The organism is Paenibacillus maysiensis, from assembly GCF_000520815.1.
Taxonomy (GTDB): domain Bacteria; phylum Bacillota; class Bacilli; order Paenibacillales; family Paenibacillaceae; genus Paenibacillus; species Paenibacillus maysiensis.
On record NZ_ASRY01000084.1, the window covers coordinates 52,330 to 78,120 of the forward strand.

General features: G+C 43.6%; 19 protein-coding genes and 3 pseudogenes. 10 read left to right on the top strand and 12 right to left on the bottom strand.

Annotated features, from left to right (window positions below):
- Nucleotides 1–127 precede the first annotated feature (127 nt).
- A pseudogene (locus tag L696_RS0106045) lies at nucleotides 128–487 on the bottom strand (SDR family oxidoreductase); the annotation flags it as partial.
- Between L696_RS0106045 and L696_RS0106050 the strand changes: the two are divergent.
- Nucleotides 487–900: pseudogene (locus L696_RS0106050) on the top strand (helix-turn-helix domain-containing protein); the annotation flags it as partial. The pseudogenes L696_RS0106045 and L696_RS0106050 overlap by 1 nt on opposite strands.
- Nucleotides 901–1,052: 152 nt before the next feature.
- Here the strand turns inward: L696_RS0106050 and L696_RS0106055 are convergent.
- Together L696_RS0106055 and L696_RS0106060 are read right to left on the bottom strand one after the other, a co-directional pair.
- The gene (locus L696_RS0106055; protein WP_025682848.1) at nucleotides 1,053–1,700 is read right to left on the bottom strand and encodes a hypothetical protein; all 648 of its coding nucleotides are present in this window, start codon (nucleotides 1,698–1,700) and stop codon (nucleotides 1,053–1,055) included.
- A 122-nt stretch (nucleotides 1,701–1,822) separates the two neighbouring features.
- Complete coding sequence (locus L696_RS0106060; RefSeq protein ID WP_025682849.1) at nucleotides 1,823–2,860, bottom strand: LacI family DNA-binding transcriptional regulator; 1,038 nt, start codon at nucleotides 2,858–2,860, stop codon at nucleotides 1,823–1,825.
- Nucleotides 2,861–3,199: 339 nt separating this feature from the next.
- Between L696_RS0106060 and L696_RS0106065 the strand changes: the two genes are divergently transcribed.
- The gene (locus L696_RS0106065; protein ID WP_025682850.1) at nucleotides 3,200–4,252 is read left to right on the top strand and encodes a 2,3-butanediol dehydrogenase; all 1,053 of its coding nucleotides are present in this window, start codon (nucleotides 3,200–3,202) and stop codon (nucleotides 4,250–4,252) included.
- A gap of 119 nt (nucleotides 4,253–4,371) precedes the next feature.
- Here the strand turns inward: L696_RS0106065 and L696_RS29255 are convergent, their stop codons facing one another.
- On the bottom strand, nucleotides 4,372–6,366 hold the full coding sequence (locus L696_RS29255; protein WP_081750690.1) for an AraC family transcriptional regulator: 1,995 nt from the start codon (nucleotides 6,364–6,366) through the stop codon (nucleotides 4,372–4,374).
- A 191-nt stretch (nucleotides 6,367–6,557) separates the two neighbouring features.
- Here L696_RS29255 and L696_RS0106075 point away from each other — a divergent pair, with 191 nt between their 5' ends.
- The 3 genes from L696_RS0106075 (at nucleotide 6,558) to L696_RS0106085 (ending at nucleotide 10,623) form a co-directional block, all read left to right on the top strand.
- Nucleotides 6,558–7,820 carry a VWA domain-containing protein gene (locus L696_RS0106075; RefSeq protein WP_025682852.1) on the top strand — a complete coding sequence of 421 codons (1,263 nt, stop codon included), beginning with the start codon at nucleotides 6,558–6,560 and terminating at the stop codon, nucleotides 7,818–7,820.
- A gap of 309 nt (nucleotides 7,821–8,129) precedes the next feature.
- Nucleotides 8,130–9,473: an amino acid permease gene (locus L696_RS0106080; RefSeq protein WP_025682853.1), complete on the top strand. Its 1,344-nt coding sequence runs from the start codon at nucleotides 8,130–8,132 to the stop codon at nucleotides 9,471–9,473.
- 7 nt (nucleotides 9,474–9,480) lie between these two features.
- Entirely contained in the window at nucleotides 9,481–10,623 is a 1,143-nt protein-coding gene (locus L696_RS0106085; protein ID WP_025682854.1) for a VanZ family protein, read from the top strand.
- A 95-nt stretch (nucleotides 10,624–10,718) separates the two neighbouring features.
- On the opposite strand, the gene L696_RS0106090 is transcribed toward L696_RS0106085, so the two are convergent.
- The 3 genes from L696_RS0106090 to gdhA all read right to left on the bottom strand — a co-directional run bounded on the left by L696_RS0106090 (nucleotide 10,719) and on the right by gdhA (nucleotide 13,512).
- Nucleotides 10,719–11,372 carry a nitroreductase family protein gene (locus L696_RS0106090; protein ID WP_049827290.1) on the bottom strand — a complete coding sequence of 218 codons (654 nt, stop codon included), beginning with the start codon at nucleotides 11,370–11,372 and terminating at the stop codon, nucleotides 10,719–10,721.
- Nucleotides 11,373–11,417: 45 nt separating this feature from the next.
- Nucleotides 11,418–11,810, bottom strand: a complete 393-nt coding sequence (locus L696_RS0106095; RefSeq protein WP_025682856.1) for a MarR family winged helix-turn-helix transcriptional regulator — start codon at nucleotides 11,808–11,810, stop codon at nucleotides 11,418–11,420.
- A 325-nt stretch (nucleotides 11,811–12,135) separates the two neighbouring features.
- Nucleotides 12,136–13,512: an NADP-specific glutamate dehydrogenase gene (gene gdhA, locus L696_RS0106100; RefSeq protein ID WP_025682857.1), complete on the bottom strand. Its 1,377-nt coding sequence runs from the start codon at nucleotides 13,510–13,512 to the stop codon at nucleotides 12,136–12,138.
- A gap of 408 nt (nucleotides 13,513–13,920) precedes the next feature.
- On the opposite strand from gdhA, the pseudogene L696_RS0106105 reads away from it, so the two are divergent.
- Nucleotides 13,921–14,187: pseudogene (locus tag L696_RS0106105) on the top strand (MFS transporter); the annotation flags it as partial.
- Nucleotides 14,188–14,348: 161 nt separating this feature from the next.
- On the opposite strand, the gene thrC reads toward L696_RS0106105, so the two are convergent.
- From thrC to L696_RS0106125, 4 genes are all read right to left on the bottom strand, one after another.
- A complete protein-coding gene (thrC, locus tag L696_RS0106110) occupies nucleotides 14,349–15,740 on the bottom strand; it encodes a threonine synthase (protein ID WP_025682860.1) in 1,392 nt (463 codons plus the stop codon).
- A gap of 216 nt (nucleotides 15,741–15,956) precedes the next feature.
- Nucleotides 15,957–17,300: a TldD/PmbA family protein gene (locus L696_RS0106115; RefSeq protein ID WP_025682861.1), complete on the bottom strand. Its 1,344-nt coding sequence runs from the start codon at nucleotides 17,298–17,300 to the stop codon at nucleotides 15,957–15,959.
- A 3-nt stretch (nucleotides 17,301–17,303) separates the two neighbouring features.
- Nucleotides 17,304–18,698 carry a TldD/PmbA family protein gene (locus L696_RS0106120; RefSeq protein ID WP_025682862.1) on the bottom strand — a complete coding sequence of 465 codons (1,395 nt, stop codon included), beginning with the start codon at nucleotides 18,696–18,698 and terminating at the stop codon, nucleotides 17,304–17,306.
- 402 nt (nucleotides 18,699–19,100) lie between these two features.
- A complete protein-coding gene (locus L696_RS0106125) occupies nucleotides 19,101–19,370 on the bottom strand; it encodes a hypothetical protein (protein WP_025682863.1) in 270 nt (89 codons plus the stop codon).
- Nucleotides 19,371–19,478: 108 nt separating this feature from the next.
- On the opposite strand from L696_RS0106125, the gene L696_RS0106130 reads away from it, so the two are divergent.
- The 4 genes from L696_RS0106130 (at nucleotide 19,479) to L696_RS32320 (ending at nucleotide 23,274) form a co-directional block, all read left to right on the top strand.
- On the top strand, nucleotides 19,479–19,706 hold the full coding sequence (locus L696_RS0106130; RefSeq protein ID WP_025682864.1) for a helix-turn-helix domain-containing protein: 228 nt from the start codon (nucleotides 19,479–19,481) through the stop codon (nucleotides 19,704–19,706).
- 432 nt (nucleotides 19,707–20,138) lie between these two features.
- Entirely contained in the window at nucleotides 20,139–21,530 is a 1,392-nt protein-coding gene (locus tag L696_RS0106135; protein WP_025682865.1) for a hypothetical protein, read from the top strand.
- 16 nt (nucleotides 21,531–21,546) lie between these two features.
- Nucleotides 21,547–22,803 carry a hypothetical protein gene (locus L696_RS0106140; RefSeq protein ID WP_025682866.1) on the top strand — a complete coding sequence of 419 codons (1,257 nt, stop codon included), beginning with the start codon at nucleotides 21,547–21,549 and terminating at the stop codon, nucleotides 22,801–22,803.
- Between the two features lie 348 nt (nucleotides 22,804–23,151).
- Nucleotides 23,152–23,274 (top strand): hypothetical protein, encoded by a 123-nt coding sequence (locus L696_RS32320; RefSeq protein ID WP_280740122.1) that lies wholly within the window; start codon nucleotides 23,152–23,154, stop codon nucleotides 23,272–23,274.
- Nucleotides 23,275–23,396: 122 nt separating this feature from the next.
- Here L696_RS32320 and L696_RS0106145 read toward each other — a convergent pair whose 3' ends face one another.
- Nucleotides 23,397–25,178, bottom strand: a complete 1,782-nt coding sequence (locus tag L696_RS0106145) for a GmrSD restriction endonuclease domain-containing protein (RefSeq protein WP_025682867.1) — start codon at nucleotides 25,176–25,178, stop codon at nucleotides 23,397–23,399.
- Between the last annotated feature and the right edge of the window lie 613 nt (nucleotides 25,179–25,791).

Here is a 25,791-nt window from a genome sequence, read left to right on the forward strand (position 1 = left end):
GGTACAGCTTTTTTACACTCTGTGGTGTGAATGATGGTCTTTCTCATCCTATAAATAATCCCCCATCCATAAAGGATGGAGGGAAAAATGATCTGAGTAGAGAGGGGGAATCATGGAAGCCATGGCGTTAATTCGGACTTGCCGTGGGTCTGACAATAATTTCATTAACATCTACATCCGCTGGCTGCTCCATGGCATACAGAATGGAGCGGGCAATGGCATCAGGCGAAATCGAAATACGACGGTACTCTTTCATTCCCTTCCGGGCCTCTTCATCAGAAATACTGTCGGCAAGCTCGGATTCGGTTACTCCCGGTGATATCAGCGTCACACGAATATCTCCACCCACCTCCAAACGCAATCCTTCAGAAATCGCCCGAACCGCATACTTCGTAGCGCAATACACCGCTGCAGTCGGGGTTACACTATACGCGCCAATAGAGGCGATATTGATAAACTGACCAAATCCTTGCTTTTTCATAATCGGAGATACTGTATAGGATTTTACAGGGTAATCAGGGGGAATCCTTAAAACAACTGGTCATGACCGGCAGCCATTCAAACCGGATTGCAGAAGTCATAAAGCGGATTAAGCAGGATTATGATAAGCCGTTACGTATTGAGGAATTGTCCAAACTAGCGAATATGAGTCCTTCGTCACTACATCGTCATTTTAAAGAGGTTACGGCTATGAGCTCAATGCAATATCAAAAACAATTACGTCTACAAGAGTCCCGCCGCCTGTTGTTATCCGAATCAGCGGATGCGGCAAATGTCGGTTTTCAGGTAGGTTACGAGAGTCCCTCACAATTCAGCCGCGAATACGCCCGCTTGTTCGGCCTGCCTCCCATTAGTGATATCAAGCGCTTGCGCATGGATCAAGATCACCCGACTATTTGAACCAGTTGTTAGATGAACTACTGATCCTACTTAACTCTTATCCCAATCATAATGGCAGAATGTAAAAACAGCACAAAAAAGCTGCTTCTCAGGTAAGAGAAGTAGCTGTCATTTTATATACTTCTATGCACGTGGTCATCACTCATTCAGCGTCAATACGGATTATCCAGCTTGACGAACAAGGCTCGAATGACATCCTTCTCTGCCGTAGTAAGCTTTTGTCCTGCCTGCCATTGTTGAATCTCTTTCTTGACTTCCTTTAGTTCTCTATAGCTGAGAGCATACCCGATGCTTCCTATACCTTGTGTGCGGTTGGTTTTGTCCATATTTGCCAATGCTCGAGTCATCGCAGTTCTGTCTCTTGTAAACAAATCTCCCATAAGACCAGCATAGCTTTCGCTTAAAGCTCCATCCAATCCTTCAGAAGCTCGGATCACATTTGGAAAACTTTCCGATGGAATAAAAGCGCGCTGCCTATACAGATATTCGATGATTTCCAGGCTTAGATGTTCACTGATTTTGTTCAGCTTCCCCCATTGGATACCTGCCAAATGGTCCGTAATGTGATGTACTTTCGCTTCATCACTGAGGGAGGAATCCTTATAAAAGGACAGCACCAGCTCCTCTTTGCTTTGCCGGGTATGCTGCGTATTGGCTGCACTTGGCTTGGGCTTCCCGGCACTTGCTCCAGGCGGCGCAGCGTCAGTATGCTTTTCCACCGGATTGGTTGTACACCCTACGGTTACAGCCAGCAATAGTGCAGTACAAGCTACAGAAACGAACACGCTACCTTTTGACATGAATTCACTCTCCTGTCCGAACAAACAATGGTAGTTATGATTGCCCAAAATCCACCCATAGCCTACTACGCCTGCGACCGTTCATCCATCGTTATAACGATAGGAAGATTCCATCTAGACTTCTACGCGTCACGTCCAACCGTAGGCTTACGGATCACGGAGACGCTCGATTCCCTCACGATCAGACGAGGCTCAAATTGCACACGCTCATAATCCCCAGGTGTCTGTTCCTGAATCCGCTTGAGCAGCAGTTCCGCAGCCAACCGAGCCACCTCTTCCCCCATTATAGAAACTGAGCTAATCTGAGGGGTCGTTACCGTAGCCCACAGATTGTTATCAATACCGACTACAGCAACCTCATCCGGCACTTTTACGCCCAAATCCTTAAATCGATTGACGATCCCTATTGCCACCATATCGTTAACCGCATAAATAGCATCCGGCATATGTTTCAAGCTGTAAAAGTAATCGGCTGCACGCAGCCCGGTCTCAAAGGAGAAATCATCGCCAAAATAAACGAGTGAAGGGTCCACATGCTGGAGAGACTGCTCATAAGCGAAGTATCTCTCCTCGATTTTGTCCTTCGCAGCGCCTGCATAAGCAATTCTTGTTCTCCCGATTTTAAGCAAATGCTCCATCACGAGTCTTCCCTCTTGTCGGGCCAGACTGACGATATCCGCTTTAACATCTTCGCCCAGCTTCTTGCCATAGTTAATAATGGACACGGGAACGCTGGCTTTGTTAATCAGATCTACCAACATTTTGGGATACGCCAGCGGCATAATGATGAGCCCGTCTACATGCAGCTTCTTAACTTCACGAACCGTTTCAAGCTCCATTCTGGCATTCCCGGCGGTATTGATTTGCACGACACGGTAACCATGCTGCTTGGCGGCCTGCTCTACGGACCAAGCGATCTCGGGAATAATCGCGTTACGGATATCCGGTACGGCCAGCGCAATTTGGTGTGTCTGACGTACCTTTAGACTCTGCGCCGAGGTGTTGGGTGAAAACCCCATCTCTTCAATCACTTGCAAAATTAAGGCTTTCGTCCTTGGGCTGATGCCCTCACTATCATTAATAGCTCTGGAGACAGTCGCAATACCGACCCCCGCCCGCTTGGCTACATCCTCTATAGTCACTTTTTTCTGATCTGTCACGCCCAAAATCCTTTCAAGAACGGAATCGTTTTCTGACTTTCCACAATAAAGTCTCAATATTAATATTATACCACAGAATGAGTGTCTAAAAATTGAAGTCGTTTTCTTCTTGTCTCTGCTTCACCTAAAAAATTCGCAAAATCTCTTTGTATAAAGTAACGAGCCAAATATAGCACCGTAGTCACAAGTGATTATATTCACAAAAAAATCAAGTGCTTTTTGTATGAAATTGGTTTGACAATGTGTAAAAATTGTGACATATTAATTTCGGAAACGTTTCCTAATTCATTTGGTTTTATAACAATACATGATCATATATTCGTCAAGGAGATGACAGACATGCAAGCATTGAGATGGCATGGAGTAAAGGACTTACGATTGGAAACCATTGAGCAGCCCGCTGCTCTGGCTGGAAAAGTAAAAATCAAAGTAGAATGGTGCGGCATTTGCGGAAGTGATCTGCATGAATATGTGGCAGGACCGATCTTCATTCCCCAGGATGCTCATCATCCATTAACTGGTGAAAAGGCTCCTGTCGTCATGGGACATGAATTCTCTGGACAAGTGGTCGAAATCGGCGAAGGTGTAACCAAGATTCAGGTTGGCGACCGTGTGGTCGTAGAACCGATTTTTGCATGTGGAGAATGTGATGCATGTAAACAAGGCAAATATAATCTTTGCGATAAAATGGGCTTCCTCGGCCTGGCAGGCGGCGGCGGTGGATTTTCTGAATATGTCGCAGCAGACGAGCACATGGTTCACAAAATTCCAGAAAGCGTATCTTTCGAGCAAGGCGCATTGGTAGAGCCTTCGGCCGTTGCTTTGTATGCTGTCCGTCAAAGCCAACTGAAAGTCGGCGACAAAGCCGTAGTATTTGGCGCCGGTCCTATCGGATTGCTGGTTATTGAAGCTTTGAAAGCTTCGGGCGCATCTGAGATTTATGCAGTAGAGCTTTCGGAGGAACGTAAAGCTAAAGCTGAAGAGCTGGGTGCTATCGTTATTGATCCTAAAGCTTATGATGTTGTGCAAGAGCTGCACAAACGGACTAACGGCGGCGTAGATGTAGCCTATGAAGTCACTGGAGTACCTCCTGTACTGACTCAAGCGATCGAGTCCACCAAAATTAGCGGACAAATTATGATCGTCAGCATTTTTGAAAAAGAAGCTCCAATCAAGCCTAACAACATCGTTATGAAAGAGCGCAATATGACCGGTATTATCGGTTACCGTGATGTGTTCCCGGCTGTCATCAGCCTGATGGAAAAAGGGTATTTCCCTGCGGACAAGCTGGTTACCAAACGTATTAAGCTCGATGAAGTGATTGAACACGGTTTTGAAGCTCTGCTGAAAGAGAAAAATCAGGTTAAAATCCTCGTATCTCCGCAATCTTAATCTAAAAAGAAGCATACTCAGATGTCTGCTCTATGCAGGCATCTTTTTATAAAAAAACGCTCTCCTTCCTGCGACATGCTGTCGTCAAGATGAGTAGCGTTTTTTGATTAACATTTGGATTACTGAGTTACATTTTTCAGAACATCGTCAATCATTTGGCTGTTTGCAATTGTACCTGTATACAACCAGCTAGAATCCTTACCAAAATCGTATACATGGCCTTCTTTAACGGCTGGAATTCCCGCCCATACAGGATCTTTTACAATATCTTCTTTACTTACGTTTTTACTGTTCACGATAAAGATATAATCCGCATCCAGCTCGGCCAGCTTCTCAAGCGATAAATTACTCCAGTTCGCCTTAGCCGTTTTGGAAATCTCCTGTACGACTTGTGGAATCTTGAATCCCAAATCCTTATACAATACATCACCGCTGGATAGATTCTGGTTTACGACATACACATTTTTATCCGTTACCCACAATGCCGCCGCAGTTTTTTGTCCCACCGTCTGACTCAGCTTGGCTTTAGCTTCTGCTGCTTTTTTGTCGTAGTTGCTCAATGCCTGCTTCGCTTCACTGCTCTTATTCAGCACCTCACCCACGGTCAGCAGCTCTTGACGCCAATCATTGTTCATATCACTGCCTACCACGTAGGTTGGAGCAATTTTAGAGTATTGATTATATTTGTCGCCTTCCACCATGCTCGCACTGTCCATAATGATTAAATCAGGCTTGAAGTTCAGAACCGCCTCAAACGGAAGATCCGAAGCGATGGTAGGAACGTCCTTCAGTTCTTTTTGCAGGTAACCTTGAACTGAATTTTTACCTACCGACCATTGGGCTACGGGTTTAACACCCAGCGCAACCAGATGATCCTCCAGATAAGAAGCGATCACACGCTGAGGCTGAGCCGGAACCTTCACCTCATGTCCAAGTGCATCCTTCAGCACCCTTTCCTGTGATGTTGGTTCCGCTGATGTATTATTGGTCCCTTGCGGAACGCCATCCGTTCCCGTAGGACTGGATGTGCCTGAGCACGCGCTGAGCAGGAGGGTAAAACTAAGCAATAAAATAAATGCCATGGAATGCTTTGCGTTTCTATTCATTCGTAAAATCCCTTCATCATGATTTTGATAATGATTATTATCCTCAATAACAGTATGCAGGGCGCCACTTATCGAATCAATGGAACATTCGGACATGCTTAATGGATTATCCAGACTGGTATCTCTCACAAAAGCAGATGAATATAGGCTGTCCCGGTAATGAACCGGGGATACACCCGTATATTTTTTGAATGCCCGGCTAAAGAAATAGACATCCGGGTACCCCACACTGACAGCGATATCCTGCAAAGTAGCATCCGTCTTCCGCAAAAGCTCCTTAGCCTTGTCCATTCGCAGCTGAATCAAGTACATAATCGGGCTACAATCCGTTTGTTTTTTAAATAACCGAGTCAAATGTCTCGGACTGCATTCCAACAATCCGGCCAAACGTTCCAGCGTTATGGACTCCGCATAATGGACCTGCATAAATCGAATCGCCTGTGTCACGATATCCCGCGCGGAAGTCCGAGCCTTCGGTTCCTGCAATTGCCGCATACATTCATATGCAAAATCATAGAACCGACCCTGAGCCTGTATCTTGGATAGCGCCTCTTGATCCTGCCATGCGTGCTCCAGTAGTTGCAGCTTTTGATACAGTATAACCGGATAGAGCGGTACAAAACCATGAGCTAGCGAAGGATGATTATACACCGTGTGTCCCGATAGAGAAGTCGCTTTATATAGTACAAGGATATATTCTATCCCGCATTTCGAGGGTTTCATATTCAGTTCAAAGCCTTTGCTGCCATGCAGTACGTACCCTGAATATGTTGTATCCTTCCAATCACCAGCCAATTGCACGCTACCCTGTAGCACAAAAACAAAAGCATGCGCTGGAAGACGATACGGTTGAAGCAGCTCTTCCGACTCCAGTCGAATGTGCCGGACATCCATGACACGGATCGACGAATGGAGCCATACGGATAACAGCTTGTTCAGCTCTTCAGCCTCATGCCCCTTGCCCGTCCCGGTGTGGGAACCTGTCTGCTTTTTCCGATCCTGCTTCACTTGTCAAAGCCTCCGCTCATAAATACCATACTATTTTTCCAAACCAACCTCATTATATATCATCTTCTACTTCGTCTACCATGAGACAAATATGCCTGCTCGAATTCCTGCTCGAAACAAGGCGAATAAATCATTTCCATGGTACAATTTGTATAAATACAAGATTTAAAATACATAGGAGGTTTGACAGCATGAGTGGTTCAAAAATGGTATTAAGTACAGGAGCTAATGCTCCTTTAGGCACAGAAGAGATAGTGCGGGTAAAAATTACATGGGAGCATGCGCCAGCCGAACTGGATGTTAGCTGTTTTATGGTAGGAACAAACGGAAAGGTTTCCTCAGATGACTATTTCATTTTTTACAATCAACCCGCTGACCCGCATGGCCATGTACGGTTACAGCGCCCGAATGACAAAACCACTGAGTTTACTATAGCGCTCAAAGAACTGGAACGAACTAGAGTGGAAAAATGTGTATTTTCCGCCACACTGGACGGTCCAGGTACTTTTGCCAATGTGGTTGGCTGCACATTGACCGTTCAAGGAATGCAGGTACATATCGCCTATAGTATTACCGAGGCCACCGAAGAAACGTCTCTCGTATTCGCTGAAATATATCGTCATACATCTGGCTTCAAGCTCCGCGCAGTTGGACGCGGTTTCAATGGAGGACTGAAACCGCTTGCCGAGGCTCATGGTGTCACCGTAGAGGAAACGGAATCGCCAGCAGCACCGTCCGCTGATCAAGCCGGCGTGAAGGAGCCTTCTCCTGTGAATGGAAGAATTAATCTGCTTAAACAGAAGGTTCAAATTTCACTCCAAAAGAAGCAGATAGACCGTGAAAAAGCACGAGTAGCGGTTGTATTAGACGCTTCTGCTTCCATGGCGAAACTGTACTCTAAGGGAACCGTGCAAAAAGCCTTCGAACGTGTTCTGGCTGTATCGGCCTGCATGGATGATGACGGTGAAATGGACGTATGGTTTTTTGCGAACAAAGCCAAACGCGCTCCAAGCGTCACGGAACGGGATTACGAGAATTACGTAAAACGAAATTTCCCAGAAATCGGATACGGAAATATAGGATTTGGTAACAATGAGCCTGAAGTGATAGAGGATATCATTTTAAAATATACAAAAGAGGTACCAAATGAAACAATCCCGACCTACATTATCTTTTTCAGTGACGGTGGCGTATATGAAACAAAAAAAATATCAAAGTTGCTGATCAAGTGCTCGAAAACTCCGATTTTCTGGCAATTTGTTGGTCTTGGTCATGCTGATTTCGGAGTCCTTCAAAAGTTGGATAATCTGCGCGGTCGCGTAGTGGATAATGCAGATTTCTTTGCCTTAGATGACATTGACTCCGTGACAGACGCAGAATTGTACGACCGTCTGCTGAATGAGTTTCCTGGTTGGCTCAAGCAAGTGCGGGCTAAAGGAATATTGCGGAGCTAATCCGTCACCGCAATGCGATACTCCTACATGATCACTTAAATATCCGCCGAGCAGAACAATAAAGGCAGAATGACCGCAGATAGAGCAATCGTCAGCGCCATCATTCTGCCTCTTAACTGCTCTTCAACACATTTCTCTTCAGGTTATTCCCCCCATTTTAGTCATAGTAGAATTATATATGGTTAACTCCTTGCCAATTCCTATTTCTTTCATTTCCTAATTGGATATTTTCATGTAGTATAAACCTAATTGAAGCAACCCTGTTTGGGCTATGCTGAAGCTATTGACTTTATGAAGGAGGATTTCAGATTGAAATCAAATGAAGCCACTTTGCACAAAAAACTGCTCCCTAGGCATATTACCTTTATGGCTATGGGTGGAGTCATCGGGACCGGTATTTTTAAAGGAAGTACCGAAACGATCAGCCTGGCGGGGCCTGGGGTCATTCTATCTTATATCTTCGCGGGGCTTCTGCTCTTGGTCGTTATGGGCGCAATTGCCGAGATGGCTACCGTCTACCCCAACATGAATATGAAGGATTTTATTCGCAAAGCTTTTGGAGAACGACTGTCCTTTATCATCGGCTGGTTGTATTGCTTCATGTGGCTGGCCGTCTGTGTCATTGAGGTCATCGCAGCGGGAAGCTTCCTGCAATACTGGTTGCCAGACGTTCCCTTATGGGTACTCAGTTTAGCGAGTGCGGCCTTCATTATTGTGGTCAACATGCTGAGTGTCGGCGGTTTCGGGGAGCTTGAATTTTGGCTTGCGGGTATTAAGATTGCCATGATTATCATCTTTATTGCATTGGGTGGGTGTATCCTGTTCGGCATTATCCCAACTGAAACCCCTCCTTATCTGAGCAATTACGTCCAGCACGGCGGATTTCTCCCCAATGGCTGGCTGGCTATTTTCTCGGCGCTGCTGGTGGTTACCTTCTCCTACGGAGGGTCGGAGCTGATTGGTCTGACGTTAACAGAAACAGAAAATCCGGAAAAGGTACTTCCGAAGGTGGTTAAAAGCTTTATTTTTCGCGTTGTATTGTTTTATACGCTGCCGATTCTTATCATTTGCGGCTTGATTCCCTGGAATCAACTGGATGAAAATACCAGTCCATTCGTACAGGTGCTGTCTTCGGCAGGACTCCAAGGCTCGGCCCATGTCATGAACTTTATCTTGATCACCGCCGTACTGTCTGCCGCCAATTCAGGGATTTACGGGGCTACACGTATGTTGCATTCGCTGGCAGTCAACGGAGAAGGTCCTAAATCACTCGCGCGGGTATCCTCGAATGGGGTTCCGGTGAACAGTCTCAAATGGTGTGCCGTGATCCTGATTGTCGGTTCGATGGTCGCTTATATTGATCAGGACGGACTGTTCCGTATTCTGATGGCCGTACCGGGCTTTGTCGTTTTGCTCGTCTGGAGCTGTATTTGTCTGTCCCAGTTGAAGCTGCGTAAATCTTATCCGGTGGAGCCAAGCTTCAAAATATGGGGATTCCCTTATGTGACGGCGGTTACGGTGGGATGCCTATGGGTAATTGCATTCCTGTTCTTGCTTGACCCGCAAAATCGCATCAGCATTAGCGTGTGCGTGGCTTTCATGGCGTTCCTGATCATCTGGTCTTTGGTGAAGTTCCGGGGAAAGCAGGCGTAAACAGCTCATGATTCAAGCGTATCTGTTTCCTGTTTCTTATGCCTTTCTCGCCTTTCCCTTTGCCGCGTTGCTGTTTACGCTACCTTTTCTGATCGTACAGTACCGCAGGCATGGTTATATCCATAAAACGAGAGCATTGCTGCTTTACCTGTTGCTTTTATACTTAATGAATGCTTTCTTTCTGGTGATTTTGCCGCTTCCGGCATCGCGTCATAATACGGCATTAACCGGAGGCGCATTGCAGCTAATGCCCTTGCAGTTCATTCACGACATTATCAGGGAGACTTCCGTCTCTCCCTCCCAACCCTCCAGCTATCTGCATTTGCTGAAGGAACGCGCTTTTCTCCAGGTCGTTTTTAACGTTCTTATGACTGTGCCTTTCGGTATGTTCTTACGTTATTATTTCCGTGCGCGGTGGGGATGGTGTCTGATCCTGTCCTTTGGCCTGTCCCTCTTCTTTGAAATGACGCAGCTAACAGGACTATACGGATTTTTTGACCATGCGTATCGTGTGTTCGATGTGGACGATCTGATGGCAAATACATTGGGCGGCATGCTTGGCTTTCTTTTAGGCGAATGGTTTTCGCGTTTTCTCCCGCGTCTGGAGCATCTGGACAAGCATTTGGACATCACTACCAAGCGGGTGTCCTATACCAGACGGGGTGTAGCCTTTTTTGTGGATTCTATCATATGGACAGGTCTGCTCGGTGTTATGGAATACCTCCAAGTGCCCGCCGCCTTCTGGGTATCCAGTGGAGTATACTTCATGCTGATTCCTTACCTGACGAATGGACGCACTCCGGGAAAATGGCTGGTGCGTATACATCTTGCGGGGGCAGGAAAACGGATTTCCCTGTGGAAGCTCATAAAACGCTACGGCCTCTTGTACTGGTTGTATTTCGGGATGAATTACGTGCTGGGTGGACCCGTGCTCTGGCCTCAAGTCCCTCCATGGGCGAGTGTTCTGATCAGCCTGATACTGTTGGTCATTAACGGGTGGTTCTTTTTCCATCTGGTTATACGTCTGTTCAGGAAAGACCTGTTATTTTATGAGGAGCTTAGCCATACTACCCACCGGATTACATGGCCCAAGCGACTTCATAGCCCTCTGCCTGACGCTACTGAACCTGCCAATACATCGGAAAGCTAATATAGTGATACGACAGCAAAAAACAGGCGAAGCAAAGGAACATTCCTTTGTCCGCCTGTTTTTTTATATTGCGAATAGATAATAACTCGTTTCTTTTACTTCCACTGTGCAATTTGATCAATGGGCAAACGAGTCGATGGATGACCATTGTTAATTCCTTTACCCATGGAAATGAGCATCACAGGCACATAACGATCTTTTTCAAGACCAAAGGCTTCAGCGATTCTGCTCTTGTCGTATCCACCGATTGGATTCGTATCGTAACCGTGAGCGCGTGCCACCAGCATCAACTGCATGGAAACCAGACCACCGTCGATCAAAACTGTTTCCCTGTTAATTGCTGGGTCCAGTTTCGCAAAATGGGCTCCTACTTGTTCCTGTTGCATTTCTTTAACATCTTTTGACATATAGCCCAATTCAACAGCTTCTCCGAAAATTTGCTCGAAATTATCAAAGTTGTTCAAATCCCCGAACACGGCAATAACTGCCGAAGAAGTCTCTACTTGGCGTTGATTAAAGCTCGCGAGGGGTGCCAACGTTGCTTTACCTTCCGGGCTGTCAATGACGAGGAAGCGCCAAGGCTGCAGGTTGATGGAAGATGGAGCGCGTGTCGCTTCGGTCAAAATCTCTGTCATTTCCTCGCGGCTAATCTTCACGGACGGATCGTATACTTTCACAGAACGACGGCCCAGTGCGATTTCTTTAAAATCATTGGTTTTAACAATATTGGATGTGTTCGTATTACTCATTTTAAATCTCTCCTTGTTTACCCTATGGGTGTAATGTAATTGGGGTCAGTCCATATCGGACATATGACCATTCATAACTTGCAGCATATCGGCTAGCTGGTGCCGCTGGGCCTCGTCGAAGCTTTGGAGCAACCGGGTCACAAACTGCGAGCGTTCCTGTCTAAAAGTAATAATACGCTCACGTCCATAATCGGTCAGACTAACCAGCGTAACCCTGTTGTCCTCCGGCTTGGTGCGCCGTGTGACTATGGCTGTCGCTTCAAGCTGCTTCAAATGGCGGGTTACGGCTGCACCGTCGATGCCAACCTCTTTTTGCAGCAAGGTCTGGCTGATCTCATCCACCTGATACAACTTGCACAATAACTGTAATCTGGATGCACTGACTCCTGCACAACGTTCAAACTTGGAGCTAATCTGCTTGTTCAACAGCAACAGCATGTCAAAAATGTAGTCAGCCTCGGGTGATGTCTGGGTGATCGCAATCTCTCCTCCCTTAAGCATGTCACTGGGCTTGACGATCCAACTTTTGATCTATCAATTATTGATCTATCAAGTAATATACATCCTCTTTGAATATAAATCAAGCCCCTGTGAAAAATAAAGTGACTCTTAGCGAATAAAAGCCGAGCACCCCCGCAAGGGGCACTCAGCTTCTTCTTGTATAGCTTACTTATGTGATAACTCATACACTCCACTTATACGATAGCAGATCTGGAGAGCCATACAGACAACGCTATTCAGCTTCTCTTGCTCTCTTCATCCGTTAAATGATGCCGTGAGACAGCATAGCGTCTGCCACACGAACAAATCCGGCGATGTTCGCCCCTACAACCAGATTCCCAGGTACGCCGTATTCCTCAGCCGCCCTCACGCTATTCGCATAGATGTTCTTCATAATATCATGCAGCTTGGCATCCACTTCCTCAAAGGTCCATGACAGGCGCATGCTGTTCTGTGACATTTCGAGCGCGGAAACCGCGACCCCGCCTGCGTTTGCCGCTTTGGCTGGCCCAAACAGCACCCCATTGCCCAAAAATACTTCAATGGCCTGTAGCGTGGATGGCATATTCGCACCTTCACCCACTGCTTTTACGCCATTGCTCACCAGCAATTGTGCTGCGTGCTCGTCAATTTCGTTTTGTGTGGCGCATGGCAGTGCGATATCACATGGAATCGACCAGATACCGGAATAGCCCTCCGTATATATTGCGCCCGGACGCTCTTTGGTATACTCGCTAATGCGCAGTCGATTCACTTCTTTAAGCTGCTTCACCAGATTCAGATCAATGCCGTCCGGATCATAGATGTAGCCATTCGAGTCACTACAGGCAACGACTGTAGCGCCGAGCTGCTGTGCTTTTTCAATCGCATAAATGGATACGTTACCCGAACCCGACACGACCACACGTTTCCCCTCAAAGGACGAGCCTTGGGCATGCAGCATTTCATTTACAAAATACACGCAACCATATCCAGTCGCTTCTGTACGTGTAAGACTGCCCCCGTAATGAATTCCTTTACCTGTGAGGACGCCCCCTTCATGTCCCCCGCGAATCCGTTTGTATTGCCCGAACATGTAACCGATCTCACGCCCGCCTACACCAATATCTCCTGCCGGAACGTCGGTATCCGGGCCAATATATTTATACAGCTCGGTCATGAAGCTTTGTGTAAAGCGCATGACTTCGTTATCTGATTTCCCTTTGGGATCAAAATCGGAGCCGCCTTTGCCGCCGCCAATCGGAAGACCTGTCAGGGCGTTTTTGAAAATTTGCTCAAAACCCAAAAATTTGACGATTCCGAGATACACAGACGGATGAAAACGGATTCCACCTTTGTAAGGACCGATGGCACTATTAAATTGTACCCGGAAGCCGCGATTGACCTGTACGTTCCCTGCGTCGTCTACCCAAGGCACACGGAAGGTAATAACCCGTTCCGGCTCCACAAGCCGTTCCAAAAGCCCCTGCTGCATATACTTGGGATGCTTAGCCAGTACCGGAACCAGCGAATCCAATATTTCCTTGACGGCCTGATGAAATTCATTCTCATGAGGATTGCGAGCGATAACCTTCTCAAAAACGGACTGCACATATTCGGCTGCTGCCTGTTGACTCTGCTCTGAACGGATAATGGTCACTTTTCTAAAACACTCCTTTTATATTGGGTTACTCTATTGAGAGTTCGGAACGGATTCATTCCGTATTCTTGAGAGTGTGATTTTATGTATTCATAAAATTTAGTTAACTATACATGATTTTTTATAAAAATACATCGAATTTGCTCATAAAAAAATTTTGGCCCCTTCATCAAATATCTCTATGAATCTATCATTCCTTGTCATATTATTAAACCAAAATCCCTTGATTTACAGGCTTTTTTCAAGATAAGTAAGGGTATATATACCTTACTCTACATGGTACAATAATGTGAACAAAATGAAATTATATCTCAAATCAGAGCGAGGTCACGCCGTTTATGAATTCTTCCGTTCCTTTGCGGGCATACAATTTTTTATATTTTGCCCTGCTAGCGATTTTACTCAGCGGCTATCCAATACTTGTACCGGATCGTGCCTGAGGAATGGCGCGCGACAGGGCAGACGATGCTGGCTCTGCTGTTTTTCGGCGTCTCGGGCATTGTGGCCTCTTATGCAGGCGGCGCGGTGTACGAAGCCTTCGGCGGGCAAACGCTGTATCTGTCCATAGCTATCATGTCCTTTATTGGGATGGTGTTTGGCCTGATTTTAATGGAAATTCATGGACGACGGCATGGGTCAGATACATCAAATGGACACCATCATTCCGCTTCATAGCATGAACCGGAAACGTTGCTTTTATGTGTAGAAAGCGAATCCTAGGTAGCTGATCCACGAATATGACAAGAATGCCAAAGAACAAAAAGAGGCTGCGCACAGGGCGGAGCCTCTTTTTTACATCCTATGAGGGTATAACTCGTCGTGATCAGGATGATCTTTTACACATAAAAGGCTTCAAGCTGACGCACAATTTCTGCCTCGTCATGCTCTACCACCTGCTGATGCTGCGATTTGGAGAATAATTGTTCAATTTGCGCCGGGAACTCCTGCTTGATGTCCACCAGACGAATGGCTTCATCAAATTTGGCCGGATGCGCTGTCGCAAAGGTCACACATACTTCGTCCGCGCCATTATACGCCTCATACGCGGCAATACCGCAAGCCGTATGCGGGTCCAGCAAATAATCGTACTCGGCTTTGTATTTTTTGATTAGCTCCAGACACTGCTCATTCGAAGCACCGAGCGCTTCAAAATCCTGCTGTACCCGTTTCAAATCCTCTGCACTGATCACAATCCGTCCCTCGGTTTTGAGGTTATTCATGCATTCAGATACCTTCCCTGCATCTTCTCCGAGGAAGTAGTACAGGTATCTTTCGAAATTGCTTGCCACCTGAATATCCATGGAAGGACTATACGTGCTTTTGAAGTCGCCTGGCTTGTATTCACCTGTCTTCACGAAGCGCTCCAAAATATTATTTTCATTGGTTGCAATGATCAGCTTATGGATCGGCAAGCCCATTTTCTTCGCAAGAAAGCCGGAAAAAATATTACCAAAGTTGCCGGATGGCACACTGATGTTGATTTTTTTCGTACCCGCAGACTCCTGCGCCCGGAAATAAGCATAGAAGTAATATACGGTTTGCGCCAAAATACGCACAAAGTTAATGGAGTTAATCGCGCGCAGATGATGTTTTCCTTTGAAATCCAGATCTGCAAACAGGTCCTTGATGACTTTTTGACAATCGTCAAAGTTCCCTTTTACGGACAGGTTCAGTACATTTTCATCGTCAACCGTCGTCATTTGCAGCTCTTGTACCTTGCTCACCTTTTGGTGTGGGTGTAAAATACAGATTTTAATACCTTCCTTGCCACGCACGCCCTGAATGGCTGCTGCCCCGGTATCGCCCGAGGTTGCACCCAAAATGTGAATGATCTCATTCTGCTTTTTGGACACGTAGGAATAAAATTCACCCATAAATTGCAGCGCCACATCCTTGAACGCAAACGTTGGACCGTGGAACAGCTCTAAAATATACAGGGAATCGTCGATCTTCTTCACTGGCGTAACTTCCGGGTGACGGAAGCTCGCATAACTGCGCTCCACCAGCTGCTCCAAATCTTCACGAGGAATTTCATCATTGATATACAGCGCAAAAACTTCCAGCAGCAGCTTTCTGTAGCTCAATGTTGCCCATTGCTCCAAAGTAGCTGCCGACACAGTCGGAATCTGCTCCGGTACCATCAGGCCCCCATCGTCAGCTAACCCCATGAGCACGGTATCAATAAATCCCTTGGCTTCTACTCGACCTCTAGTGCTTATATATCTCATATACATCCCCCAATAAAAATTCAATTCGAACCTTTTTTCGAATATATTATTGTCTATAATACCCTGTCGCGGTGCTGTAACCAAGCCTTTTTTTCATATTTCAAAGACTTTCTCCTACTTTACCATACCCTGATGCATCAGGCATCTGTAATCGCTAGGCAATTGGAACGTTAGGAACAGCCCGTGAGTCTGGAAAGAAGAAGGCTGCTCCAGTGATTAGGAGCCTGAAATCGAGAGTGCAGCCAGCTTGAGCGAAGGGGATGTGCAGCTTCCCGTAAAACGCAAATCGTTGCCAACTTCCTCTACCTGCTGCAGCACATCAAAGAAGTTGCCCGATACGGTAATCTGATTGACCGCTCTGACCACTTGCCCCTGCTCAATCCAGTATCCCAGACAAGCCAGCGAAAAATTACCGGACGCCGTATTCGTACCCGCATGCAGCCCTTGCAGCTCTACGATCATCAACCCGCGATCTGTCTTGCGAATCATGTCCTTCAACGTAGAGGTACCTGGTTCCACATACAGATTATGATACGACACACCAATTTTGCCGTTATAGCTGCCCTTTGAAGCATTAGAGGTACTTTGCACCCCAGCCTTGCGGGCCGTCTTGCGATTATGGAAATATGTTCGTAGTTCTCCGTCCTTGATGATCTCGTTACGATGCGTTGCGCTGCCTTCGGCATCAAACGTACTGCCTGCGGGAACGTTCTCCATCAGCGGATCATCAATCAGCGTGATATGTTCGCTTGCCACCTTTTTCCCCAGTTTCCCAGCCAATCGCGAAAAGCCTTTATCCACCGACTCCGCTGAAAATACCGACGTATACGCAGCCAACAATTGCGCTGCTGCATCATGACGGAAAATGACCGGATAGTTATCCGATTGGATCGTGTGCGCACCCAGCTTGGAAACAGCCTCTTTTACGGCTTTATGCGCCACATCCACAATATCGATCTCCTCCACGCTCCGCAGGGAATAATCATGCCAGCCTCCGGTAACGGTCTCGTCATGGTCTGCTGCAATCACATACACATAAGCGGTCGCCAGACTTTTGCGACGATGGCAGTGCAGTCCTTTGGTATTCACAATCAGGACCTCATTTTCACGAATGCTGACTGAGCAATGCCGAGCCATCACAATCCGTGGATCTGCGGCAAGCGCTGTGCGCTCCATTTCTAGCGCCGCTTCGATCAGAATCTCAGGAGCCGTGTCGGCCAACGCTGAGGCATAGGCAGGCTGCTCAGGATAGCTCTCAGAGCCTGCGAACAGCTCATCCTGCTCCTCGCTCTCCAATATGTCCGCATTGCTGCGTGCCTCTTCCAATAAAAAGTCGATCACGTCCGGTTCCAGCTTCTCCGTAGAGGCATAGCCCATTTTCCCGTTAATGACACCCCGGAAGGAAAGTCCGCCGTTTTCGACGATTGTATATTGATCGATTTCTCCCTTTAGTACCTTAACCGAGGTAGAACGTCCATTGACATAGTAGATTTCCATATCCGCGTAGCCGATTTCCCGACCTTTTGTGAACAACGCTTCCTGAAATTGCTGAATATTCATTGCCTATTCCCCCTTCCGTCCGCCGACGGTCATCTCGGATACGCGAATTGTCGGCTGTCCGCAGTTGACCGGAAGACTTCCGCTGACCGAGCCGCACATCCCCTGACCATGATCCAGATTGTTGCCGACCATATCAATATTTTGTAGGGTTTCAATCCCTTTACCGATCAGTGTTGCCCCTTTAACCGGCTCCGCAATTTTGCCGTTGCGAATCATGTATGCCTCTTCAACCGCAAAATTGAACTCGCTCGTCGAGGTATTCACCGAACCACCGCCCAGCGATTTGGCATAGATCCCGTACTCCGTATTCGCAATAATTTCTTCACGGGTCGAATCCCCGTTCGCAATAAACGTATTGTTCATACGGGACGCAGGCGCGAATTTATAGGATTGTCTTCGTCCTGATCCTGTCGCAGGTACACCCATCTGGCGCGAGCCCATGCGGTCGATCAGATATCCTTTTAAAATGCCGTTCTCAATCAGTACGTTGCGCTGTGTCGGTGCTCCTTCATCATCGATATTGAGCGAGCCCCACGCGTTCTGAATCGTTCCATCATCTATAGCCGTGACAAGCGGTGAAGCCACCTGCTGTCCGATCTTATTGGCAAACACGGAGGTTCCATGGGCCACCGCCGTAGATTCCAGCCCGTGTCCACACGCCTCGTGAAAAAGAACGCCGCCGAAGCCGTTCTCAATCACGACAGGCAGCCTGCCGCTAGGTGCATATCCCGCTTTGACCATCGTGGACGCAATACGAGCGGCGTGTCTGGCATTTTCTTCGATATTCAGGTTCTCCAGGAATTCAGTCCCCGCATATGCGCCCGGCCCACGGAAACCAGATTGTCTATGCTCCCCATCGGTCGCAATCGCACTTATTCTCATGCGTGTATACGTGCGGGTATCCTCCACCAACAGCCCGTTGCTATTGGCGATCAGTACGTTTTGGATCGAGTTGCTAATCCCAATGGAGGTTTGCGTGATGGAAGGATCGTATTGGCTTGCCGCCTCATGCGCCCGTCTCATCATGTCGATCTTGTCGCGTTTCTGTGAAGCGTCAGGAATGATCGCAATCGGATGTTGGTTAGGAATAGCATGGGGATGGAGTGTAATGGTGTGTGTACCTGGCACTCCACCTCCGCGAATGGCCTTGGCTGCCGATTTTGCCAGTCGGATCAAGCTCTGTTCGCTCATATCGCTGGTGTAGGCATACACCGAGAAATGCTCCTTCATGATCCGAATACCAATCCCAAAATCTCGGCCTGATAACGCCGTATCCACGACTCCCCCAGTCATGCCCAGTTGTCCATTGGTACGATCCTCAACGAACACCTCTGCAAAATCTCCGCCCGTCTCCAGCGCGGCTTGCAGCATATCCTGAATCTGTGTCGGATGTATCATCACGTTCCTCCTCGTTTTTGCCATGTTTCATATTGTACGGTTAAGCGTTCAAGATGATATGCGGGTTCATGTTTATTTCCCATAACTTTACTATACATGATGTTGGGAGTGGGTGTAACTACACGAAGGCGGTTGTTGGAAGGTAGATGATGATTTATGTGCAAGGATGGAGGGATTGAAATGAGAAAACCCGATTAGACCGAGAAGGGTCATATCGGGTTTGGCTTTTTTAAGTGGTTGTACGCGCAACTAAGGACGCTACGTAGACGGATCATTCTTCCGATCGCTGTTGCCCCCAGATTTTTTTGATTATATTTTAAAGGTAAAAATCCGGGTTCAAAGGCGAACGCTCCGCTTTTTCAGAACGATTCCGTCCCCTCCGCTGCCACGCTTGTATTTTCTTCATTTTGTTTCAATTTCTAACTGATTAGTTAAAATACTTTTCTCTAAACGGATATAGTACAAAACATGGTTTATTTCAATCTCCGTTGAGTGTAAATAATAATAAGCCGCTTCCTTAACTGAATCCATGCTCAACGCTCCTGCTTTGGCAGCGATAATGTTAAACGCATCTCCAAGTAATTTAACACAAGTTTGAATCCTCTCTGTGTATTGCTTTTCAAGTTCTACTAACTTTTCATACTCCGCTACCATGTCACTCTGAGAAGTCAAAATATCCCCCACCTTTTGGTACGTATATAAGTACCAGTTTTACAAAAATTATATGTTACGTTTATGCGTATCGTCAAGAAGAATTTGTAAAATAAGGTGGGAACCCTAATGGTAAAGAAAGTAGTTGTGAAAATAAACGAAATTACGAGAAAACACAATATCTCACTAAGAGAGCTTTCGCGTTTATCCGATGTACGTCACGCAGCTCTCAGCGAACTTCAATCAGGTAAACGTGAGAGTATTAATTTTAATCATATTGAAAGAATAGCTGAGGCTATGGAAATAGAAGATATTCGCGAGATTATTGATTTGGTTGATGAAGCTGAACAGAATTAGTTAATATTTGTCGTGGTTAGAGGAAAAAAACTCCATTTTCAAGATAACTTTCACCTTTTATTCCTACAGAAGCATAGTTTCCTGCTTCCCCGGCATATTTCTCCAGTATGAATAGCTAACGACACTCTTTGTCCTAAGCACCTGAAAAAAAATTTCAAAACACATAGGTATGTCGACCAATCTCAGCGCCATACATTTGTTTATAGGTGGTATTGTCTTTTTTTGATCATACGTTATATTCCAATATTTTTATCCCAAAAATAGAACTAATGTTCTTATACTATTATATCGAATATGCATTTTCATTTGAATAGTTATAAGTGGAAGAGAGTTTTTGGGGAGAAAAGCGAAAATAGAATATAATATCTATGAGGACTAAATATCTATTGAAACTCTAAAAATATTTAAATAAGTTTTCACAGGAGGAATTTTATGCTTAAAAATACAATCTCTTATGCTGGAGAAAATATTCTAACTGTTTACCATAAAGGTTTTGATGAAGACGTTAAAAATCGTCATTTAAAAACCAAGGAAAAACTGGGACGTTTTCAACTGATTTTTGAAGAAAAGGTTGTTCCAGACGAAGAAGTCGAAAGAATTTCATATAATGGTTGGAAACTAAAAGGACTATTGGGAAAAGAAGCAGTTTTAAATCCATATAACGAAGGAGCATGCACTTTTGTAGAACAATTTGTCTCTATTGATAAACCACGTTGCCTTTTTATTAATGACAAAGAATATTTATTAAAAGTAGACATTCTAACCTTTCAGGAAATATGTTCTTTTACTAAACGTTACATAGGAATTGATTTTTTAAAGAGCCCTTTGAGTTTTGGAAATACTTTTGTTTACAGCTACTCACAGATAAGCCTTCACCCAAAGGAAAACAATGGTATCGTTGTTGGCATAAAAAGCAAGTTTGATAATATTATCGTACATTTTAAACAAGATCATTTGATTGTATCTACAAAACTGATTGATACCACGGAACTTCCCCAAGGAGAGGAAATCATCATTTTGTCAGATTTGCCTTGGAATAATCATGATATCGAAGTGTATGCTAACAGCGGTTTGATCTACTTTGAAAAAGATGTACGTTATTTAAGAGAGTTTGTTATAAATGCAACTATTCAAAGCCCAGGTCATACCATCCCCTTAAGAAATCTAGGAAGAGATTTTAAAACAATGAGATCAGAAGAAAGTTCAGTGAGTTCAATTATCATCCCAGAAGATGTAAATGCAAAAATTAAACGTTCAGAATCAAACATTCGCCGAGAACTGAATGAACAAGAAGCCGATGATTCTTTTTTGTTCATTAAACCAAATGAAGTCCAAAAAGCTATGGATTTTATAAAAAAAGAACTAGAAAAACCTTGCAAAGAAATATGGTTTTTCGATTCTTATTTTTCTGATCGTAACGGGATTAATTATGCAATAGATTTGATTAGAATTTTTGCTTTTTGTCATGCAGAAGAGAAAAATATAATTTTTCACAATAACCCTAAAAAACACGAACATAATCCGATTACTGCTTTAGAATTTTCTACTATCGCTAAAGGAGATTCTGTTATAAAGGCAAAAAAAGGTCCGGAACCACTAGGAATTCAGTTTTGTCAAACTAAACAACGTATCCATGATCGCTTTTTATTCATCATAGATAAAGAAGGTTTTATAACAGGAATAACTATTGGAACATCATTGAACTCTTTAGACAGTAACTATTTTTGTATGTATAAGTTGTACAAAGGAACTGCTCGTCATGTTTTTGAAGAACTAAAAAAATTCGCTACTATTCCTCATATAGCGGAAAAAGTAACAATTTAAAATAGGAGAATTCAAAATGATGGATATAAAAATAATTGCTGAACTTGCTGATATTATCTTTGGTCACTGGAATCGGATTCAAGAATATAGAGAAGTTAAAGTGCATCTGAAAAGGGTTTTAGGAAAAAAATCAATCTCAAATTTGTTCAAAGAATTCAAAACATTTATGGATTCTTTACCGAATGAGCATATTAAGAAAAAACCTATCTATACTGCTATCTTTGTTCTAGCACTTTTTGGACAAAACTTGGACGAAAGTGAACAAATACGAAAGTACTTAAAGAGATATGAACTTATCTCCCTACTTTACGGGGGCCTAGCCATGCTAATTAAAGGAACCAAACCAAACTTTGCAATTAGCATCTCTTGGGGAGACGGCTCCTTCAGAAATAAATACCAGTTTTTGAGAAGATTTGAAGGGGAATTTGGTTTTTGGGACTACATAGAATTTTTTATGGCTGCAAAAATAATTTATGAAGAGGACAAAGATAAATTTAGAAGGTTAATAAAAGAAGACCATTCACAACTCTTACTTTTAAATCTAAATGCATATAAACATGAAATCGAAATTCCCGTGGATTGGACTATAGATTTAATGAAAACACAGGACCAACTCCTCCAAAATATTGCCTTCTATTTATTGACGAAAAAACTTAGAAGGGACATAGAACGATTGTCAGATGCTAATCGTTATCAAGATACTGAGGGAGAAAAAGGAACTCAAAATGAACTATACACTGAGATCGAATCTGAACTTAGGAAGGTTGAGTATACTTTGTCGCAAATCGAAGACCAAACACGAGTCTCACTGTTACTTAACTACATTTTAGCCGAAAAAAAGTGGCCAAAGTGTTTTTCTACCTGGTTACTAGAGCCAAAAGTATGGTTGATATTATCAAAAGAGATAAGAGATAGCAAAAAGATTAATACATTAGAGGCAGTGCTGTGCTGCCTAGAAGTTATAAAAACTAAGGCGAAAGCTTCTCACAAACAATATCGAAAGGAAATACTGTATAATGCCACAGTAGAAGTTATGACTGATTTTATTAGAGAAGAAAAAGGAATTTATGAGTGGGCAGAACAAGAAAAAAAAATCTTCAAAGAAATATGTGAAATACTACCCAAATCATGCAAAACCAAACTGAAGCAACGCTTATGCAAGAAGAACAAGCAATTATGGACTTGTAAAATAGACGAGTTAGTCCGCTTCGATATCTATTTGAAGGATCAAAGAAAACAGAGCATTATTGCAGGTATGTTAACCCAGTTATAACAGAGTAAATCTCTACGGACTAATCAAAGAGAACAACTTGATTGCTCACAAGAAGCTCATAATTCAATCAAGGATGCTATGGCCAATACGCATATAGAAAAGACGCTTCCTCTCACAGAGGAATAGATCAAAATAAAATAGCACAATTGTTGCATATGCTATCTATGTAGAGGAAGTCGCTTCTGTTTTATAAAACTGCTTTCAAGATTTACAAAGGATATTTATCAGCTAATATAATGATCTTTTCCATCCAAATTTTGAACCACACCAGCCTGAATGAGATGCTGGCAAGCATTTTCCATGGCTTGAAGTATATTCTCTCCAGTTCTGCTTTGTTCGAGTGCAAGCTTGCAGTGGCGTTTTGTGATGCATCAACTGCCCAATGATGATGCATCGTCCACGATCAATCCGATCAAGCGTTTTTGTACTGCTGCTTCATCGGTGGCCTTTAAAGCAATAACGGTCAAATAAGAATTTCTTCAAGTCACCAATCTATTTAAATGTTAACTTTGGTAGAAGGATTCCGCAAATTCGATTAGCATGAAACCACGTTAGAATAGCAACTTTTACTTCCCGGTTCGTTTAATTGATCATCAAAATTTAGAAAAAAAGGCAGGCATGCTTTCTGGTGATACAGGAGTTGGATCATTACTTGCACCGGATCTAGTGAAATATCCATTATCAAAGATTACTGCTCCGTTGTCACATATTATTTTAATAATTATGACCGATTTAGAGTAATAATTAACCATTCGCATTTTTGATCCCAATTGTCTTTTATAGTGTTCAGATATAGGCATGATATTAATGGCATTCTTAAATATTGCGTAATAATCATCATAATTTCCATTGTTAAACTCACTTACTTCACCATCAACACCAGTGATATAGAAAGAACCCACTTTTATGTAGCTAGTGTTGTATCTCTCACATATTTTCTCTGCATCCTCAATTTTATCAGCTACACCAATAATAACATAACCTACAGAATTTCTTCCTAAATTAGCCATCGCTGTTAGTGTTTTTATTATTTTCTTTAAGAGATTATCGTTACGTTCACCTGTAGATAAATTATAAATTCCTTGCTTAAAATCGTACTGACTGTTTTCAGTATGTGATTGTTTGAGTAGCGTCTCAACTTCAGTAGTATACGAATAATACATTGGATCACCGTCAGTTCGGTTTACAAAATTTGAAGTAATAACACCAACTGTCGCTGCCACTAATTCTGTTTTTTCCTTACTAGTCCACCAACCACCACCACCAGCAATATTCATTGTTCGGCTACTAATAGCGTCAAGTTGATTATACAGTCGTTCATAATCAGCTATTTTTTTCTCTTGTCTTACTAACAACTCATAAAATGATAAAAATAAAATTTGAAAATACCTTGGACCTTTATATAATCTTGGTCCAACAATATAGCCAATTATCGTTTTAGGGCGATTGTAGAAAACTTTTTTAATTTCATCAAGAACATATAGAAATTGTTCTGAAAGTATTTCCGGATTAACTGCTAGCACTGCATCTTCGACTTTCTTTCCTCGTGTTTCCGAATCAACATTTCGAAACCCATAATATTCATCCAAAACACTTACATTTGAGGGGGGAATAGGTTGCAATACCATAGCTGCCAATAAGTCCGCTACTTGTTCCTCGTCCATTGATTGTCTTAAATCTTCTTTGTTAATTATGTTTTCTTTTACCCAGAATACTGAGTCTGCATTAATCCCTGTATCATTTATTTCTTGATTTATACTTACCTCTTTCATTTGAGAAAGCAGTAAAGTATCATCATGTGATACATCCCCACGAATTTGTGTAGAAAGCAAACGCACTAGTTGAGCAAATTCACTCGTTGCACCTGCTTGTCTAATTTCTTGCCGTGATAAATGCTGACCATTCGAATTAATTCTTCGAAATACTTCATCAATAACATCTGGGTCACTTTCATTATATATTGAATAAGGTAATTCATAACTTACTACTTTAACACACTGTGAACGGTCGAGTACAGGATGTTTTTGTATCAAAACACCCTTATCAAGCAGATCTTTTGTTACTGCTGTTGTTGACAGATCAAAGTAGCAACCGTTTTCCAACGGATATTCATTTTCAATAAATGAAAAAATAGCATTTAACCTTTGCATTCCATCTATTATTTCATTTCTAACAATATCTTTATATTTACTTATGGAAAATAAAAATAACGGTACCGGATATCCATTAGCCAAGGAATCAATAAACGCTCTTTTTTCAGATACCCCCCACACAAGCTTTCTTTGATACCTTCGATTAACAAGGTATAAATTACTACGATAATCTTCATAAGACCGTTCTACGGCTTTTCCATTAATAATAGGTTGCTTTGCCATTTTACCCTCCCAAGTTTAAAGAAATATCAATTCTCTTCCTAACAAAAACTCATTGTAATCGACTCATCATTTAAATATATATTAGATATTAAATCCTTTCTACAAAACCATATAATCAATGTAATTAATTCGACAATTAACAGCATTTCTCCTGTATTTTCACTTTAGTTTATCTGCCTCTTATTCTGCACGCTCCTTTAGGCAAGAGCCCTCCTTCGCAACATCTATAAGATGTTACAATAATATCTTAATATGTAATACTTTTTGCTTAAGCTCGCAAGTATATTCGATCTATCTATATAAAAAACACAAGCGACACTCGCTTGTGTAATTTCTAAGGTAAATGCGACTCAAAATCAGTACTCCGGAAAGCAATGCACATCCCTCTTCACGCCTAGTGTATGTAAAAATATATGTTCCCGCAGTCCACCCTAGAGCGTCTTTTTGAATGCAGGAACATATTCAAGTTGCTCTTTAACCCTCTTACATCAATACTTCTTATCTCGATATATTACTACCACGCACTCCACATGTGTTGAGACGATGGAAAGGATATACTCCTTCTTATCACCTATTATATGCTTTTTTCTACTCTACATTTCCCTCCCATATC

Bases quoted from the DNA above. Each gene is read 5' to 3' on its own strand.
- L696_RS0106055 (WP_025682848.1), bottom strand. From the start codon at position 1,700: ATGTCAAAAGGTAGCGTGTTCGTTTCTGTAGCTTGTACTGCACTATTG.
- L696_RS0106065 (WP_025682850.1), top strand. From the start codon at position 3,200: ATGCAAGCATTGAGATGGCATGGAGTAAAGGACTTACGATTGGAAACC.
- L696_RS0106075 (WP_025682852.1), top strand. From the start codon at position 6,558: ATGAGTGGTTCAAAAATGGTATTAAGTACAGGAGCTAATGCTCCTTTA.
- L696_RS0106085 (WP_025682854.1), top strand. From the start codon at position 9,481: ATGATTCAAGCGTATCTGTTTCCTGTTTCTTATGCCTTTCTCGCCTTT.
- L696_RS0106090 (WP_049827290.1), bottom strand. From the start codon at position 11,372: ATGAGTAATACGAACACATCCAATATTGTTAAAACCAATGATTTTAAA.
- L696_RS0106095 (WP_025682856.1), bottom strand. From the start codon at position 11,810: ATGCTGTTGCTGTTGAACAAGCAGATTAGCTCCAAGTTTGAACGTTGT.
- thrC (WP_025682860.1), bottom strand. From the start codon at position 15,740: ATGAGATATATAAGCACTAGAGGTCGAGTAGAAGCCAAGGGATTTATT.
- L696_RS0106115 (WP_025682861.1), bottom strand. From the start codon at position 17,300: ATGAATATTCAGCAATTTCAGGAAGCGTTGTTCACAAAAGGTCGGGAA.
- L696_RS0106120 (WP_025682862.1), bottom strand. From the start codon at position 18,698: ATGATACATCCGACACAGATTCAGGATATGCTGCAAGCCGCGCTGGAG.
- L696_RS0106130 (WP_025682864.1), top strand. From the start codon at position 19,479: ATGGTAAAGAAAGTAGTTGTGAAAATAAACGAAATTACGAGAAAACAC.
- L696_RS0106135 (WP_025682865.1), top strand. From the start codon at position 20,139: ATGCTTAAAAATACAATCTCTTATGCTGGAGAAAATATTCTAACTGTT.
- L696_RS0106140 (WP_025682866.1), top strand. From the start codon at position 21,547: ATGATGGATATAAAAATAATTGCTGAACTTGCTGATATTATCTTTGGT.
- L696_RS0106145 (WP_025682867.1), bottom strand. From the start codon at position 25,178: ATGGCAAAGCAACCTATTATTAATGGAAAAGCCGTAGAACGGTCTTAT.